Genomic DNA, 15,450 nt, shown 5'->3' with positions numbered 1-15,450 from the left:
CAACCAGGGACGGGTTATGCGCCTCACCTCCATCAAGCTGGTCGGCTTCAAGTCCTTCGTCGACCCCGTGACCGTGCCCTTCGATGGCAACATGACCGCCATCGTCGGGCCCAACGGCTGCGGCAAGTCCAATATCATCGACGCGGTGCGCTGGGTCATGGGGGAGTCCTCCGCCAAGACCCTGCGCGGCGAGTCGATGGCCGATGTCATCTTCAACGGCTCCACCGGGCGCAAGCCGGTGGGCCAGGCCAGCATCGAGCTGCGCTTCGACAACCGCGACGGCGGCCTCGGCGGCGTCTATGCCCAGTACGCCGAGATCTCGGTGAAGCGTCAGGTGACCCGGGACGGCCAGTCCGGCTACTTCTTCAACGGCCAGAAGTGCCGGCGCCGCGATATCGCCGACCTCTTCATGGGCACCGGCCTGGGCCCCCGTTCCTACGCCATCATCGGCCAGGGCATGATCTCGCGGCTGATCGAGGCGCGTCCCGAGGAGCTGCGCTCGACCCTGGAAGAGGCCGCCGGCATCTCCAAGTACAAGGAGCGTCGCCGCGAGACCGAGAACCGCATGCGTCGCACCCAGGAGAACCTGGAGCGCCTGGACGATATCCGCGAGGAACTCGACAAGCAGCTCGAGCGCCTCAAGCGCCAGGCCGAGGCGGCGCGTCGCTACCGCCAGCTCAAGGAGCAGGAGCACCGCCTCAAGGGCGAGCTGGCCCTGCTGCGTGGCCGCGCCCTGCGTGCCGAGCAGGGCGAGCAGGAGCATCGGGTCCGCGACCTGGAGACCGCCGTGGAGCGCGAGCTGCTGGGGCAGCGCCAGTGCGAGTCGCGCCTCGAGGAGGCCCGGGTCGAGCACGACCGCCTGGCCGAGGAGCTGGAGGGCCACCAGGCGCGCTTCTACGAGAGCACCGCCGCCGTGGCGCGCATCGAGCAGAGCCTGGAGCATGCCCGGGGTCGCGAGGCGCAACTGGCCCGGGACCTGGAGAGCGCTCGCCGCGAGCTGGCCGACCTGGATCGCCTGGGCGAGGCGGACGGCGAACGCCTGGCCGCGGTGGAGGAGCGCCTCGAGACCCTGGGGCCGGAGCAGGAAGAGGTAGCCGAAGCGCTCGCCGAGCTGGAGGCCGCCCTGGAGGAGGCCGAGGGCCAGGCTCTCGAGGCCGGCGAGCAGTGGGAGGCCTTCAACGACGCCTACCGGGAGGCGAGCCGCGAGGCGGAGCGTACCCAGGATCGCATCAAGACCCTGGAGCAGGCCCTGGCCGGCATCGCCAATGAGCGTCAGCGCCGCCGCCAGCAGCGCGACGAGCTGCCGGGCCTGGCCGAGCTGCGTGCCCAGCGTGACGAGCTCGCCGAGCAACTGGCGGAGGCCGACCTGGCCCAGGAGAGTCAGGAGTCGCGTCGCGAGTCGCTGCAGGGCGAGCGTCAGGCCTTGCGCGAGCGGCTCGCCGAGCGTGAGAGCGAGCGCGAGACCCTGCGCCAGCGGCGCAGCCGCCTGGAGGGCGAGCTGGCCTCCCTGGAGGCCCTGATCGCCGCCGCCCTGAGCGACGACGACCAGGCCCTGGAGTCGCACCTGGAAAGTCATGGCCTCGCCGCGGCGCCGCGCCTGGGCGAGCGACTCCAGGTGGCGGCGGGCTGGGAGGAGAGCCTGGCCTGGGTGCTGGCGCCCTGGCTCAATGCCCGCCTGGTTCCCCTGGAGGGGGGGCGCGAGGCGCTGGGCGGCCTGGTCGAGGGCGAGCTGGTGCTGCTCGACCCGGAACCCGCCCCGACAGACGGCGAGGCGGACAGCCTGGCGGCGCGGGTCGAGGGCGCCGGTCCCCTGCAGGCGCTGCTGGCCGGTATCCGCTGTGTCACCGATCAGGCCGAGGCCTGGCGGCGCCAGGCGAGCCTGGCCCCCGGCGAGAGCCTGATCAGTGCCGATGGCCTCTGGCTGGGTCGCGGCTGGGCGCGGCGTCGCGGCGCCCAGGCCGGCGGCGATGGCCTGCTGCTCAACCGTCGCCGCCGGGACGAGGTGGCCGAGTCCCTGGTCCAGGCCGGCGAGCGCCTGGACGCCCTGGAGGCGGAGCTCGCCGACCTCAAGGCCCAGGAGACCGGCCTCGAGCAGGCCCTGGAGCGTTGCCGCGAGGACGAACGGGAGCAACAGGGACGGCGCCAGCAGCTGGCCCTGGCCGAGGCCAACCTGGTCAGCCGCCTGGAGCACCTGGCCAGCCGTGCCGAGGAGCTGGACGAGGAGCTGGCGCGCCTCGCCGAGCGCCATGAGGAGACCGAGCTGACCCTGGAGGAGGCCCGGGAGGCCTGGCAGCAGGCCATGGAATGCCTCGAGGCCCAGGGTGAGACCCGCGAGACCCGGGACCGTCAGCGCCGCGAGGCGGCCGAGCGCCTGGCGCAACTGCGCGGTCGCCAGCGCCCCCTGGCGGAGCGCGCCCAGCAGCTGGCCCTGGAGCACCAGCGGCTGACCACCGAGCGGGCCGGCCTGGCCCAGCAGCAGGGCCGCGGCGAGGAGGCCCGGGCCCGCCTGGAGGAGAAGTGCGCCGAGCTGGAAGAGCAGCGCGAGATGCTGCGTGAGCCCGAGGAGGAGCACCGCGAGCGCCTCGACGAGCTGCTTCACGAGCGCGACAAGGCGGAGCGCGCCCTCAACGCCTGCCGCAATCGGGCCGCCGCCCTCGGCGAACGGCTGCGCGAGGACGAGCTGGCCCGCCAGACCCACGAGCGCAACCTCGAGGGGGTGCGTGAGCGCCTCCAGGAGGCGCGGCTGCAGGGCCAGGCCCTGGCCATGAAGGCCGAGGCCCAGGACGAGCAGCTCGCCGAGCTGGGCCACGACGTCGCTACCCTGGAGGCCGGCCTCGATCCCAACGCCACCGAGTCCGCCTGGCAGACCAACCTGGAGGCCACCACCGAGCGGATTCGCCGCCTGGGGGCCATCAACCTGGCGGCCATCGAGGAGTACGAGCAGCAGGCGGAGCGGCGCGACTACCTGGAGGCCCAGCATGCCGAACTGAGCGAGGCCCTGGAGACCCTCGATCGGGCGATTCGCAAGATCGACCAGGAAACCCGCACTCGATTCAAGCAGACCTTCGACCAGGTCAACGAGGGCCTGCAGACGCTTTTCCCCAAGGTCTTCGGCGGCGGGACCGCATGGTTGACGCTGACCGGCGACGATTTGCTGGAGACCGGGGTGGCCATCATGGCGCGTCCTCCCGGCAAGAAGAACAGCACCATTCATCTGCTTTCCGGGGGCGAAAAGGCCCTCACCGCCCTGTCGCTGGTGTTCGCCATCTTCCAGCTCAATCCGGCACCCTTCTGCATGCTCGATGAGGTGGATGCCCCCCTGGATGATGCCAACGTGGGTCGCTATGCCAAGCTGGTAAAGGAGATGTCGGAGTGGGTGCAGTTCATCTATATCACCCATAACAAGATCGCCATGGAGGCCGCCGACCGTCTGATGGGGGTTACCATGCAGGAGCCCGGCGTCTCGCGGCTGGTGTCGGTCGGCGTGGACGAGGCCGCGGTGCTGGCCGAAGCGTGATTATTTCGACAGGGTGATAACCGAGACGAGACGCGATAGTCTGTTCTCGAACAGGGAATAAGAAGGGGCGATTGCAGGCGACGGCGCCACCACTTGACATTCAAAAAAGTGGCCCCGTTTTTGGTAATCGCGCTATGCTGGTGTCGAACGTTTCATTCAGGCATGGCGCCTTAGCAGACAGGCAAGACGACCCATGGAACTAAGAGAGTGGCTAATCATCCTGGGGCTGGCCCTGGTGACCCTCATCGTTATCGATGGCGTGCGTCGCCTGCAGCGTCAGCGTCGAGTGCCCCGGTTGGATCGCGTCGATGGCCAGGCCATCGATGAGGCCCGGGAGCAGGAAGAGGACCCCGAAGCCGCGGCCCGAGAGGCCGAGCTGAACTGGGAGTTGCCCAATGGAGGGGCACGGGTGGTACGACCCGCCAGCTACGATAGCGAGGCCCAGCGCCCGGCGCCCAAGCCCAAACTGAGGCGTCAGGAACACCCGGGGCCCTCCCGGGTGCTCGCCGAATGGCAGGCCAACCGACCCAGCGAGCAGGCCCCGGAGGCGTCGCATGACGCCTCGCCAGTGGCCGGGCCCGAGCCCGAGGCACCCCGTCCTGCGCCGGCGGCGAGAGAAGAAGAACGCCCAGACATCGCCGCGACCGACTCGGCGACACCCCCGCCGACCGAGCCGGCCCAGGTCGAGCCCAGCCTCGGTCTCTGCGATGACGATCGGGCCGGCGACGCCGCGGCCAAGCGCCCGACGACGCCCGACGATGAGCCGGCGCCTGATGCGACCGAGTCTGCCCTGGTCACCGATCCCGCCGACCACGACTCTCACGGTGACGATGAGCGCTACCGGCTGGTGGATTTCGACGGCATGGCCGACTCCTTCAAGAGTGGCTCGGTGAAGATGGGGCAGTCGGTGCAGCGTTTCGGGGCCGGCCTCAAGAAGGGCCTCCACGAGCGCCGCGAGCAGAATCGCCAGCGCAAGCAGGAGCGCGAGCGCCAGAAGGCCGAACAGGCCGCCGCCGAGTCGGCGCGTCGCCAGCAACAGGAACTCGAGAAACAGCAGGAAGCCGAGCGCCAGAAGGCCGAGGCGCAGGCCGCCGAGCAGCGGCGCCTCGAGGCCGACAAGCAGGCCACCGCGGCCAGTGATATCGAGCCGGCGCAGGACCCGCTCTTCTCCACCTCTCGTCCCAGCTACCGGGATAGCCGCTACGACGCCTCCTCCGCCGAGCCGCTGGCCGAGCCGGGCGTCGAACCAGAGAGTGGCCCCGCGCCGGCGCACCCGGTGCTGGAGAAGGCGCTGCGCAATGACGTGGAGGCTCCCCAGGCCCGGGAAGCGCTCTCCCATGCCGAAGAGGTCATCGTCATCAGCGTCATGTGCCGCGACGAGGACGGCTTCTCCGGCACGGCACTGCTCAAGCTGATGCTGGCCTGCGGCCTGCGCTACAGCCGCGACATGGGCATCTTCCACCGCTTCGAGACCGAGGCGGCCGACAGCCCGCTGCAGTTCTCCATGGTCAACGTGGTCAAGCCCGGCACCTTCCCGCTGGACGCCCTGGACGATTTCGCCACTCCGGGCATCACCTTCCTGATGCCGCTGCCGGGGGCCGAGGACACCTCGGCGGCCTTCGAGGCCATGGTGGAGTGCGCCATGGTGGTGGTGCGTCACCTGGGCGGCGAGCTCAAGGACGAGAACCATAGCGTGATGACCGCCCAGACCGTGGAGTTCGCCCGCCAGAAGGTCCACGAGTTCGAGCGCCGCCATCGCCTGCAGCGCTATCAGGTGAACTAAAGCCAGAAGCGCGAAGCCGGAAGCTGGAAGCACACCCCCGATGGTCTCCATCGGGGGTGTGGCTTTATGGGGCCTAAGGGCGTCGGGTATGCGAAAATCCCTCCAGCCTTAGTGACACCAGCCCAGGGATGCCATGAGTCAACCCGATCAAACGATTCGCGACGAGGTGGCGCGGCTGCGCGCCGAGCTCGACGATGCCAACTACCGCTACTACGTCCTCGACGATCCCCGCCTGACCGATGCCGACTACGATCGCCGGCTGCGGCGCCTGCAGCAGCTGGAGGACGACTACCCGGAACTCGCCAGCGAGGACTCCCCCACCCAGCGGGTCGGGGCCGCCCCGGCGGCGGGCTTCCCCGAGGTGCAGCACGCCGTGCCCATGCTCTCCCTGGACAACGCCTTCGACGAGGAGGAGCTGGCCGCCTTCGTCAAGCGCCTCGCCGAGCGCCTGGAAATGCATGGCGACGAGCTGAGCTTCTGCTGCGAGCCCAAGCTGGACGGTGCCGCGGTGTCGCTGGTCTACGAGCAGGGGCGCCTGGTCAGCGGCGCCACCCGGGGCGACGGTCGCAGCGGCGAGGGCATTACCTCCAACCTGCGCACCCTGCGCTCCATCCCGCTGCGGCTGCGCGGCGAGGCGCCCCCCGAGCTGCTCGAGGTGCGCGGCGAGGTGACCATGCGTCACGCCACCTTCGAGGCGATGAACGAGCGCGCCCGGGAGGAGGGCACCAAGGTCTTCGCCAACCCCCGCAATGCCGCCGCCGGCAGCCTGCGCCAGCTCGATCCGCGCATCACCGCCACCCGCCCCCTGGAATTCAGCGCCTATCAGGTGGCCCGCATTCAGCCGGACCCCGGCGATGCCACCCATAGTCAGCTGATGGGTCGTCTCGCCGAGGTGGGCCTGCGCACCAGCGCCGAGCTCCAGGTGGTCCGTGGTGCCGCGGGGGTGATCGACTATTGCCGGCGCCTGGGCGAGAGGCGCGATGCCCTGGGCTACGATATCGACGGCGTGGTGATCAAGGTGGACGACCTGCGCCTGCAGCGGGAGCTGGGCTTCGTGGCCCGGGCGCCGCGCTGGGCCATCGCCTTCAAGTTTCCCGCCCAGGAGCAGGTCACCCGCCTCAACGACGTCGAGTTCCAGGTCGGTCGCACCGGCGCCATCACCCCGGTGGCGCGCCTCGAGCCGGTGGCGGTGGCCGGCGTCACCGTCGCCAATGCCACCCTGCATAATGCCGACGAGATCGCTCGCCTGGGCGTGAGGATCGGCGATAGCGTGGCCATTCGCCGCGCCGGCGACGTGATTCCCCAGGTGGTGCGAGTGGTGAGCCCCGCCGAGGCGGGCCGGGAGATCGCCTTTCCCGAACGCTGCCCGGTCTGCGATTCCCAGATCGAACGCCTGGAGGGCGAGGCGGTGGCGCGCTGCTCCGGTGGCCTCTACTGTGCCGCCCAGCGCAAGGAGGCCCTCAAGCACTTCGCCTCCCGCCGCGCCCTGGATATCGAGGGCCTGGGGGTCAAGCTGATCGACCAACTGGTGGAGCGGGACTGGGTCAAGACCCCGGCGGACCTCTTCCGGCTGCGCGCCGCCCATCTGGCGGAGCTGCCGCGGATGGGCGAGAAGTCCGCGGAGAACCTGGTGGCGGCCCTGGAGAAGGCCAAGCAGACGACCCTGGCGCGCTTTATCTATGCCCTGGGCATCCGCGAGGTGGGGGAGGCCACCGCCGCCAACCTGGCTTGCCACTTCGGTACCCTGGAGGCGCTGATGGGCGCCGATCAGGAGGCCCTGGAGGCGGTGGATGACGTGGGCCCCATCGTCGCCCGCCATGTGCACACCTTCTTCCGCCAGCCCCATAATCGCGAGACCCTCGAGGAGCTGCTCGGCTGCGGCCTGCGCTGGGAGGAGGCGGCGGTGGAGGCGCTGCCCCAGCCCCTGGCGGGACAGACCTGGGTGCTCACCGGCACCCTGGAGAGCATGACCCGGGATCAGGGCAAGGCGCGCCTCCAGGCCCTGGGCGCCAAGGTTGCCGGCAGCGTCTCCAAGAAGACCGCCGGCCTGGTGGCCGGCGAGGCTGCCGGCAGCAAGCTGACCAAGGCCGAGCAGCTCGGCGTGCCGGTGCTGGACGAGGCGGCCTTCCTCGAGCGCCTGGCCGCCTGGGAAAGCGGTGAAGACAACGCAGAGTCGAACGAGGAGAATCGGGAATGAGCGGACGCTTCGTGGAGGTGCCCCACCGGATGTTGCCGGGAGCCACCCTGGTCGCCCTGCTGGAGACCTTTGTCACCCGCCAGGGCTATGACACCACCGACACCGGCACCGGCATGGCTGGATGGGTGGCGGAGCTGGAGGCGCAACTGGAGCGGGGCGAGCTGCTGATCGCCCACGACCTCCAGATCGAGAGCACCGAGGTGATGACCCTGGCCCAGTGGCGCGCCTTCGGGCGTGATCTGGCCGACGACGAGGAAGGCTAGGTGTCTGGTATCGTCGGCGCCTCGACGGCATCCTTGGGCGTATGATCCTCGAGTCTCCACCACGCCCCGGCAGCGTCGAGCGCAGCTACCCCCTCGACTGCCTGAGCGATACCCACGATTACCACCAGCTGCTGGTGGGCCTCGACGGCCGCCTGGACGTCGAGATCGAGGGGCGTGGCGCCGCCCTGGCGCCGGGGGGCGTCTGCCTGATCCCCGCCGCGGCGACCCATCACTACCTGGGGCTCGACGCCGACAACCGCTGCCGGGTACTGGACCTGCCGGCCGGCGAGGGGGCCGTCGATGCCCTCTTCGCGCGCATCCGCTTCCTGCGCCTGGCGCCCGAGGCGGCCCGGCGGCTGGACGATGGGGCCCTGCTGGCGCGGCTCGGCGCCGCGCCGCCCTGGAACGGCCCGCGCCTCAATATGGCGCGGCTGACCCGGCGGGTGCAGGCCGACCCGGCCGCGCCCTGGGACCTGGCCCGGCTGGCCGAGGTCTCGTATCTCTCCGAGCGCCAGCTGCGGCGCAGCCTCTCCGCGTTGACCGGCCAGACCCCCTGGCAGTGGCTCACGCGCCAGCGCCTGGCCCGGGCCGCCCGACTGCTGGCCGAGGGCGAGGCCTCGATCACCGAGATCGCCCTGGCCTGCGGCTTCGCCGATGGCGCCCAGTTCAGCCGTCACTTTCGCCGCTGGCATGGCATCACGCCGAGCGAGTTTTGCCGCGGGGATTGATGGCCGAAATCGACAAGCCAGGGCCCTGGCCTGGGGCCACACTGGGCGCCCGATTCCCGAATGGAGAAGCGAGATGTCGGCCGTTTCCCCCGCCGAGGCGCGCCGCGCCACCCTCTGGGGCGCCACCACCATCCTTAGCTGGGCGACCCTGGCGCTGTTGACCCAGTGGGCCGGGCCGGTGCCGCCCTTCCTGCTCACCGCCTTGTGCTTCGGCCTGGCCGGCGGCCTGGCGCTGCTGGTATTCCTGGCCCGCGGCGAGGGGGCGGCCCTGGGCGAGGCGCTGCGCCAGCCCCCGGCGGGCTGGTTGCTGGGCGTCGGCGGCCTGTTCGGCTACCACCTTTGCTACTTCGTCGCCCAGCAGAACGCGCCGGCGGCCGATGCCGGCCTGATCAGCTACCTCTGGCCGCTGCTGATCGTGATCTTCGCCGGCTGGCTGCTGCCGGGGGAGCGGCTGCGCGGCATCCACCTGCTGGGGGGAGGCTGCGGCTTCCTGGGCGCGGCGCTGCTGGTGGGACCGGACGGCCTCGACTGGGCGGGGGAGTACGCTCCGGGCTACCTGGCGGCCTTCGCCGCGGCCTTTATCTGGAGCGGCTATTCGGTGGCCTCGCGGCTGCTGGCGCGGATTCCCACCACGGCGGTGGCCTGGAACTGCCTGGGGGCGGCGCTGCTGGCGCTGCTCTGCCACCTGGCCTGGGAGCCCCGGGGCTGGCCCGAGGGCGCCAACCTCTGGGCCATCCTGGCCCTGGGGCTGGGCCCGGTGGGCAGCGCCTTCTTCACCTGGGACCTGGGCATGAAGCGCGGCCAGGTTCGCCTGCTGGGGCTGCTCTCCTACGCGACGCCGCTGCTCTCCACCCTGATATTGATCGCCGCGGGCCTGGCCGCCCCCGCTCCGACCCTGCTAATCGCCGCCCTGCTGATCTGCGGCGGCGCCCTGATCGGCAGCGGCCGGCTGGGGCGACGGGCGGGCCAGGGCACCCGGCAGGAGTCGGCGGGTTCCTAACCGCGAATCAGCTCGCGAATCAGCCGCCGCCCGGGATGCAGGTGATCCACCAGGTCGCGGGGCAGCGGCAGGGGCTCGTCGCAGAGCATCGAGGCCAGCAGCTCGGCGCACAGCGGCGCGCTGGCCAGGCCCCGGGAACCGTGGGCGGCGCTGATCCACAGCCCCGGATGATGTCGCCCCGGGGTCTCGGGGATGCGCTTGGCGTCCTTGGCGAGCGGTGCATAGTCGCGCCGCCAGGCCTCGGCGTCCGGCAGCGGCCCGGCGTAGGGGCTCTTGTCGGGGCTGGCCGCGCGCACCGCGGCGCGCCCCGCCAGGCGCGAGGCATCCAGCTCGGCGCCGGCTTCGCGCAGCGCCGCCATATAGCCGGGCAGGGTGGCCTCGAGCTCCGCCAGGTTGGCGGCGTGATCCGCCTCCCGCGGCTCGTCGCTGTCGTCATGGGGGGCGAAGGTGGCGCCGAAGGTCAGCACCCCGTCCAGGGGCGGCGGCAGGTAGCCGCCGGCGCAGATCACCCGGGTCGGCGCCGGGGCCCCCGCGGGCAGGGGCAGCTCGCTGACCTGGCCGCGGATCGCCTGCAGGGGCAGGGCGGCGCTCTGGGCGAAGCGATTGGCGGCCCGGGCATTGGCCAGCACCACCTGATCCACCACCAGGGCGTCCCCATCGGCGAGGGCCAGTCGCCAGCCCTCGCCCGCCGGGGCAAGGGCCGCCACCGCCGTGGGGCGATAGTCGATGCCCGGGGTGGCCGCCAGCCGGGTGCAGAGGGCCTTGGGGCGCACCCAGCCCGCCGCCGGGTAGTCCAGGCCACCGCAGCCGGGGGCCAGGTCGCCGGTGAGGCCGCAGCGCCGGGCCAGGGTCTCGGCGTCGAGGCCCGCCACTACCGAGGGCGGCAGGGGGTGGTTGTCGAGGAAGCGCGCCTGGCGCCGGGCTTCCCGCTCGGTGCTGGCCAGTTGCACCACGCCGCTGGGCTGCCACAGGGCCCGGTCCGGGTCGCGGTGGGTCAGGAAGCGACAACTGTGCAGCAGCCCCGCCAGATAGCAACGGCTCTGGTCGTTGGTCTCGGCGGCCAGCTTGACGTAGAGGGCCCCCTGGCGGTTGCCGGAGGCACCGGCGGCGATGCCGGCGGGGTCGAGCAGGGTCACCGTCACCCCACGGCGGGCCAGGGCCTCGGCCACCGTGGTGCCGGCCAGGCCGGCGCCCACCACCGCGACATGCCGGGCCGGACGCGGCGGCGGCGGGGTGAACCAGGGCGTCCCGCGGCGGGCGTCGTCCCGGGGCGGCGTCGCGATCTCGCCGGCCAGCATCTCGCGCTTGCGGCCGAAGCCGGGCACCTTGCGCCAGGCGAAGCCCGCCGCCTTGAGGCCCCGCTTGACCACCCCGGCGCAGGTGAAGGTGGCGAAGCTGGCGCCGGGGCGGGAGCGGGCCGCCATGGCCTCGAACAGCGCCGGGTGCCACATCTCGGGATTCTTGGCCGGGGCGAAGCCATCCAGGAACCAGGCGTCCACCCGGCCCTCCAGCTGCCACAGCCCCTCGGCGCTGTCGCCGAAGTGCAGGTCCAGGGTCACCCGCTCGTCGAGCCACAGGCGATGCACCCCGGGCAGCGGCTCCGGCCACTGGTCGACCAGCCGCGCCGCCGGCTCGGCGAACTCGGGCCAGGCCGCCAGGGCCCGGGCCAGGTCGTCGCGGCGCAGCGGGAAGAGCTCGGTGGAGACCAGGTGCAGGCGCGCCCCGGCGGGGGCCTGGGCGCGGAAGCAGGCCCAGGCGCAGAGCATATTGAGGCCGGTGCCGAAGCCGGTCTCGCCGATCACGAAGGGGCGCGGCTCCCGCCACTCCCGGAAACGCCGCGGCAGGTCGTTGGCGGCGATAAACACATGTTCGGTCTCGGCGCGGCCGTCATGACGGGAGAAATAGACGTCGTCGAAGCGGGTCGAGTGGGGCGCCGCGGCCAGGGTGTCATCGGCTCGCCAGTCCAGGCTGGCCTGGGTCAGGGGGCGCAGGGGGGGCAGCGTCACGGCTCGGGCCTCGCAGACAGAAGAATCCGGGGGTGGTCAAAGCGTAGCCAGCCCGCCCCGGGCGAGGGCGGCTCTGGCCTGGCGCCAGGCATCCGCGGGCTGTTAACAGAGTTTTCCACAGTCGCTGTGTAAAAACCGGCTGTGGATAATGGATGCCTGTGAATCCTTAGGGCAGCACCTTCTTGAAGGGCTTGACGGTGACCTTGGCGTAGACGCCGGCGATCACGTAGGGGTCCACGTCCGCCCAGGCCTGGGCGGCCTGGAGATCCTCGAATTCGGCCACCACCAGGCTGCCGCTGAAGCCCGCCTCGCCCGGGTCGTCGCTGTCCACCGCCGGGTGGGGACCGGCCAGCACCAGGCGGCCCTCGTCGCGCAGTTTCTCCAGGCGCGCCAGGTGATCGGGACGAGCGGCCATGCGGCGCTCGAGGCTGTTGTTCACATCTTCACTGATGATGGCGTAGAGCATGGGTGAATCCTTGCAGGATATCCGACGGGCAGGTGCCGGGCCCCGGTGGCCTGCGGTTGACCGCGGCCGGTGGGGCGCGCACCATGGAGGCCCTATTTTGACAAAGACGCCCGCCGGCGTCATGCCGATGCCCGATTCTTCCCCGCTCGCCGACTCCCTGGCCGAGGTCACCGGCCTCGATCTGCATATGCACTCCACCGCATCCGACGGGGCCATGGCCCCCGCCGAGCTGATGGCCCTGTGCCGGGCCCGGGGCCTGACCCACCTGGCGCTGACCGACCACGATACCCTGGAGGGCGTCGCCGAGGCGGAGAAGGCCGCTCGGGAGCTGGGCCTGCGCCTGCTGCCCGCCACCGAGCTCTCCTCGCAATGGGGCGGGGTCAATATCCACGTGGTGGCGCTGCTGCCCGAGGGCGTCCATGGGCCCCTGGCCGACGGCCTGGCCGAGCAGGCGCGGGCCCGGGCGGCGCGGGCCGAGGAGATCGCCCGGCGGCTGGAGGCCATCGGCCTGGACGACGCCCTGGCCAAGGCCCGGGCCCAGGCCGGCAGCGAGCGTCCCCTGGGGCGCCCCGACTTCGCCCGAGCGCTGGTCGCCGATGGCCTGGTCAAGGATATCGGCACGGCCTTCAAGAAGTACCTGGGCAACGGCAAGCGCGGCGATATCAAGGCCCACTGGCCGGCCCTGGAGACGGTGGTGGCCTGGGTGGTGGCCGCCGGCGGGGTGGCGGTGTTGGCCCATCCGCTGCGCTATGGCATGACCCGGCGCAAGCGTGGCCTGCTGCTGGACGCCTTCCGCGCCGCCGGCGGCGAGGCGGTGGAGCTGGTCAGCGGCTTCCAGAACCCCGACCAGACCCGCGACCTGGCCCGCCAGTTGATCGAGCGCGACCTCACGGGCTCCCTGGGCAGCGACTTCCACGCCCCGGGCGGCCCCCTGGCCCCGGGCAGCATGAGCCCGGTGCCCCGGGTCGCGGTGACGCCGGTCTGGCATCACCCTCGGCTGGCGGGCTTTGCCGCCGCCTGAGCCGCGGCGTATGCTGAGATCCATGCCCGGGCCGAGGCGTCGCCTTGGCTCGCTTCTCCCGGTCTCAGTGCAAGGAGCCCGCATGAGCCAGTTCTTCCAGATCCATCCCGAGAATCCCCAGAAGCGCCTGATCGATGGCGCCATCGAGATCATTCGCCGCGGCGGCGTGATCGCCTATCCCACCGACTCCGGCTATGCCCTGGGCTGCCACCTGGGGGACAAGAAGGCGGTGGAGCGCATCAAGCGCCTGCGTCAGCTGGACGACAAGCACAACTTCACCCTGGTCTGCTCGGACCTCTCCGAGATCGGCACCTACGCCAAGGTGGACAACGACGTCTTCCGCCTGCTCAAGGCCCATACCCCCGGCGCCTACACCTTTATCCTCCAGGCCACCACCGAGGTGCCGCGGCTGCTGTTGCATCCCAAGCGCCGCTCCATCGGCGTGCGGGTGCCGGATCATCGCATCACCCATGCCCTGCTGGCCGCCCTGGGCGAGCCGCTGATGAGCGTGACCCTGATCCCGGTGGGGGAGGCGTTGCCGATGACCGACGCCGAGGAGATCCGCGAGCGCTACGCCAATCAGCTCGACCTGATCATCGACGGCGGCGCCTGCCAGCTGGAGGCCACCAGCGTGGTGGACCTGCGCGAGCTGCCGCCGACCATCGTCCGCGAGGGGCGGGGGGATCTCTCCCCCTTCCAGTAAGACGCTAAGCGCGAGTCGAAGGCCCGTGGCAGGGGCCGGCCGGGGAGGCGCCCGCTCAGGTGGGCGCCTCCTCGTCGTTGGAGGGGGAGGCGTCGGGCTCGTCCCGGGGATCCGGGGTCTCTTCGTCGAGCCAGGTGCCGCACAGCAGGCAGTATTTGGCGCGCTTCTCGTGACGATCGTGGCCGCAGCCGGGGCAGGCCTCGTCGGAGTAGCGATCGGCGCGGATCGAGCGAATCACCTCCGCGGAGAAGACCCCGGTGGGCACGGCGATGATCGAGTAGCCGATCAGCATCACCATCACCGAGATCGCCTGGCCGAGGGGGGTGACCGGCACGATATCCCCGTAGCCCACGGTGGTCAGGGTGACGATGGCCCAGTAGATGGCGGTGGGGATGCTGCTGAAGCCGGCCTCCGCCGGCTCGATCAGGTAGACCAGCGAGGCGAAGATGGTCACCAGCATGAAGACGCTGAACAGGAACAGGAAAATCTGGTGGGTGCTGCGCTTGAGGGCCTCCACCAGCAGTCGGGCTTCACCGACGAACTGCATCAGGCGCAGGATGCGGAAGATACGCAGCACCCGCAGCAGGCGGATCACCACCAGGGACTGGGCCCCGGGAACCAGCAGCACCAGCCAGGTGGGCAGGATCGCCAGGACATCGATCACCCCGTAGAAGCTCTTCAGGTAGCCCAGCGGCTTGTCGAGGCAGTAGAGACGCAGCACCAGCTCCAGGGTAAAGGCCAGGGTGAAGCCCCACTCCAGCCAGTAGAAGGCGGGTCCATAGGCGGCCCGGTAGGCCGGCACGCTATCCAGTATTACCACCAGCACGCTGGCCAGGATGGCCACGATCAGGGCGATGTCGAAGCCCTTGGCCAGGGGCGTATCGGACTCGAAGATCACCTGGAAGACCCGAGTACGCAGGCCCTCGGCGGCGGGCTTGAGGGACGTGGTCATAAAGCGCCTCCTGCTCGGGGCTCAGGCGTGAAGGTGTCGCGCCAGGCTCAGGGCCTCGCCGCCGAGGGCCGCGGTACCCCCTTCGCCGAGGGCGTCGGCCAGGGCCCGGGCGAGGCGTCGGGTGGTGGCGTCGCCGTCGTCCAGGCTCGCCAGCCGGGCATAGGCGCGCCGGGCCTCGGCGTGGAAGGCCGCGTCACCGCTGTCGCCCAGGGCGTCCAGGGCGGCGATGGCGCGGCGCTCCAGGTCGAGGACCGTGTCACCCTCCGGCAGGGGCCAGTGGTCGGCCAGCAGGGCCGCCCCCCGGGCCGCCTTGCTGGCGTCGGCGGGGCGCAGTGCCACCACCTCGGCGAGCCCCTCGGCCAGTTGCCAGAGGGCGGCGGGGTCGCCTGCCTCGAGTTCCAGTTCCAGCTCGCGGATGGCCGCGTGGCGCCGTCCGGCGCGAATCTCGCCCTCGTCCAGGGCCAGCTCGATACGGCTGCCCTGCCAGGCGAGGTGCCAGCGGCGACGCCGGAAGTCGGTGCTGAAGCGCGGCTCGAGGCACTCCAGCAGGTCCACCGGTAACGCCGCCATGGGCGGCAGGGTGGCCAGGCCGGCCAGGTCCAGGGTCGCGCCGGCCACCGGCCACTCCCATTCGCCGCGCTGCGACAGGCCACCCCGACTCTGGCCGGCGGTCTTCAGGGTCTGGACCCAGCCGTCGGCGGTACGCCTCAGGCGCAATGCCATGCGTGCCGCCTCCAGCTCGCCCCGGGGCGTGTCGAAGTAGGTGTTGGCCAGCTCCAGGCATTCGGGGGGGCGACTCAGCAGGGGGTGGGCC

At 71.4% G+C, this 15,450-nt stretch carries 12 protein-coding genes; 8 read left to right on the top strand and 4 right to left on the bottom strand.

Annotated elements, in window-relative coordinates:
• Positions 1-16: 16 nt before the first annotated feature.
• From smc to yddG, 6 genes are all read left to right on the top strand, one after another.
• Complete coding sequence (gene smc, locus NFU04_RS14335) at positions 17-3,517, top strand: chromosome segregation protein SMC (RefSeq protein WP_251310120.1); 3,501 nt, start codon at positions 17-19, stop codon at positions 3,515-3,517.
• 193 nt (positions 3,518-3,710) lie between these two features.
• On the top strand, positions 3,711-5,300 hold the full coding sequence (zipA, locus tag NFU04_RS14330; protein ID WP_251310119.1) for a cell division protein ZipA: 1,590 nt from the start codon (positions 3,711-3,713) through the stop codon (positions 5,298-5,300).
• A gap of 133 nt (positions 5,301-5,433) precedes the next feature.
• Positions 5,434-7,497 carry an NAD-dependent DNA ligase LigA gene (gene ligA / locus NFU04_RS14325; protein WP_251310118.1) on the top strand — a complete coding sequence of 688 codons (2,064 nt, stop codon included), beginning with the start codon at positions 5,434-5,436 and terminating at the stop codon, positions 7,495-7,497.
• Complete coding sequence (locus NFU04_RS14320) at positions 7,494-7,760, top strand: YheU family protein (RefSeq protein ID WP_251310117.1); 267 nt, start codon at positions 7,494-7,496, stop codon at positions 7,758-7,760. The genes ligA and NFU04_RS14320 overlap by 4 nt, the downstream gene beginning before the upstream one ends.
• A gap of 41 nt (positions 7,761-7,801) precedes the next feature.
• On the top strand, positions 7,802-8,488 hold the full coding sequence (locus NFU04_RS14315) for a helix-turn-helix transcriptional regulator (protein WP_251310116.1): 687 nt from the start codon (positions 7,802-7,804) through the stop codon (positions 8,486-8,488).
• 73 nt (positions 8,489-8,561) lie between these two features.
• Entirely contained in the window at positions 8,562-9,488 is a 927-nt protein-coding gene (gene yddG, locus NFU04_RS14310; protein ID WP_251310115.1) for an aromatic amino acid exporter YddG, read from the top strand.
• Here yddG and mnmC read toward each other — a convergent pair.
• Complete coding sequence (mnmC, locus tag NFU04_RS14305) at positions 9,485-11,494, bottom strand: bifunctional tRNA (5-methylaminomethyl-2-thiouridine)(34)-methyltransferase MnmD/FAD-dependent 5-carboxymethylaminomethyl-2-thiouridine(34) oxidoreductase MnmC (RefSeq protein WP_251310114.1); 2,010 nt, start codon at positions 11,492-11,494, stop codon at positions 9,485-9,487. The two genes, yddG and mnmC, sit on opposite strands and share 4 nt — an antisense overlap.
• A gap of 166 nt (positions 11,495-11,660) precedes the next feature.
• Positions 11,661-11,960 carry a YciI family protein gene (locus tag NFU04_RS14300; protein ID WP_146802166.1) on the bottom strand — a complete coding sequence of 100 codons (300 nt, stop codon included), beginning with the start codon at positions 11,958-11,960 and terminating at the stop codon, positions 11,661-11,663.
• A 121-nt stretch (positions 11,961-12,081) separates the two neighbouring features.
• On the opposite strand from NFU04_RS14300, the gene NFU04_RS14295 reads away from it, so the two are divergent.
• Together NFU04_RS14295 and NFU04_RS14290 are read left to right on the top strand one after the other, a co-directional pair.
• Positions 12,082-12,981: a PHP domain-containing protein gene (locus NFU04_RS14295; protein ID WP_459382094.1), complete on the top strand. Its 900-nt coding sequence runs from the start codon at positions 12,082-12,084 to the stop codon at positions 12,979-12,981.
• Between the two features lie 82 nt (positions 12,982-13,063).
• Positions 13,064-13,684, top strand: coding sequence for an L-threonylcarbamoyladenylate synthase (locus NFU04_RS14290; protein WP_251310112.1), 621 nt, complete (start codon positions 13,064-13,066; stop codon positions 13,682-13,684).
• Between the two features lie 55 nt (positions 13,685-13,739).
• On the opposite strand, the gene NFU04_RS14285 is transcribed toward NFU04_RS14290, so the two are convergent.
• On the bottom strand, positions 13,740-14,636 hold the full coding sequence (locus tag NFU04_RS14285; protein WP_251310111.1) for an ion transporter: 897 nt from the start codon (positions 14,634-14,636) through the stop codon (positions 13,740-13,742).
• Positions 14,637-14,657: 21 nt separating this feature from the next.
• The coding region (locus NFU04_RS14280; RefSeq protein ID WP_251310110.1) for a CYTH domain-containing protein at positions 14,658-15,450 on the bottom strand (793 nt) is incomplete at its 5' end.

The organism is Halomonas sp. NCCP-2165 (assembly GCF_023708045.1).
GTDB classification, from domain to species: domain Bacteria; phylum Pseudomonadota; class Gammaproteobacteria; order Pseudomonadales; family Halomonadaceae; genus Bisbaumannia; species Bisbaumannia pacifica.
The sequence above is the reverse complement of the archived record's forward strand: the minus strand, read 5'-3'. Positions and strand labels throughout refer to the sequence as shown.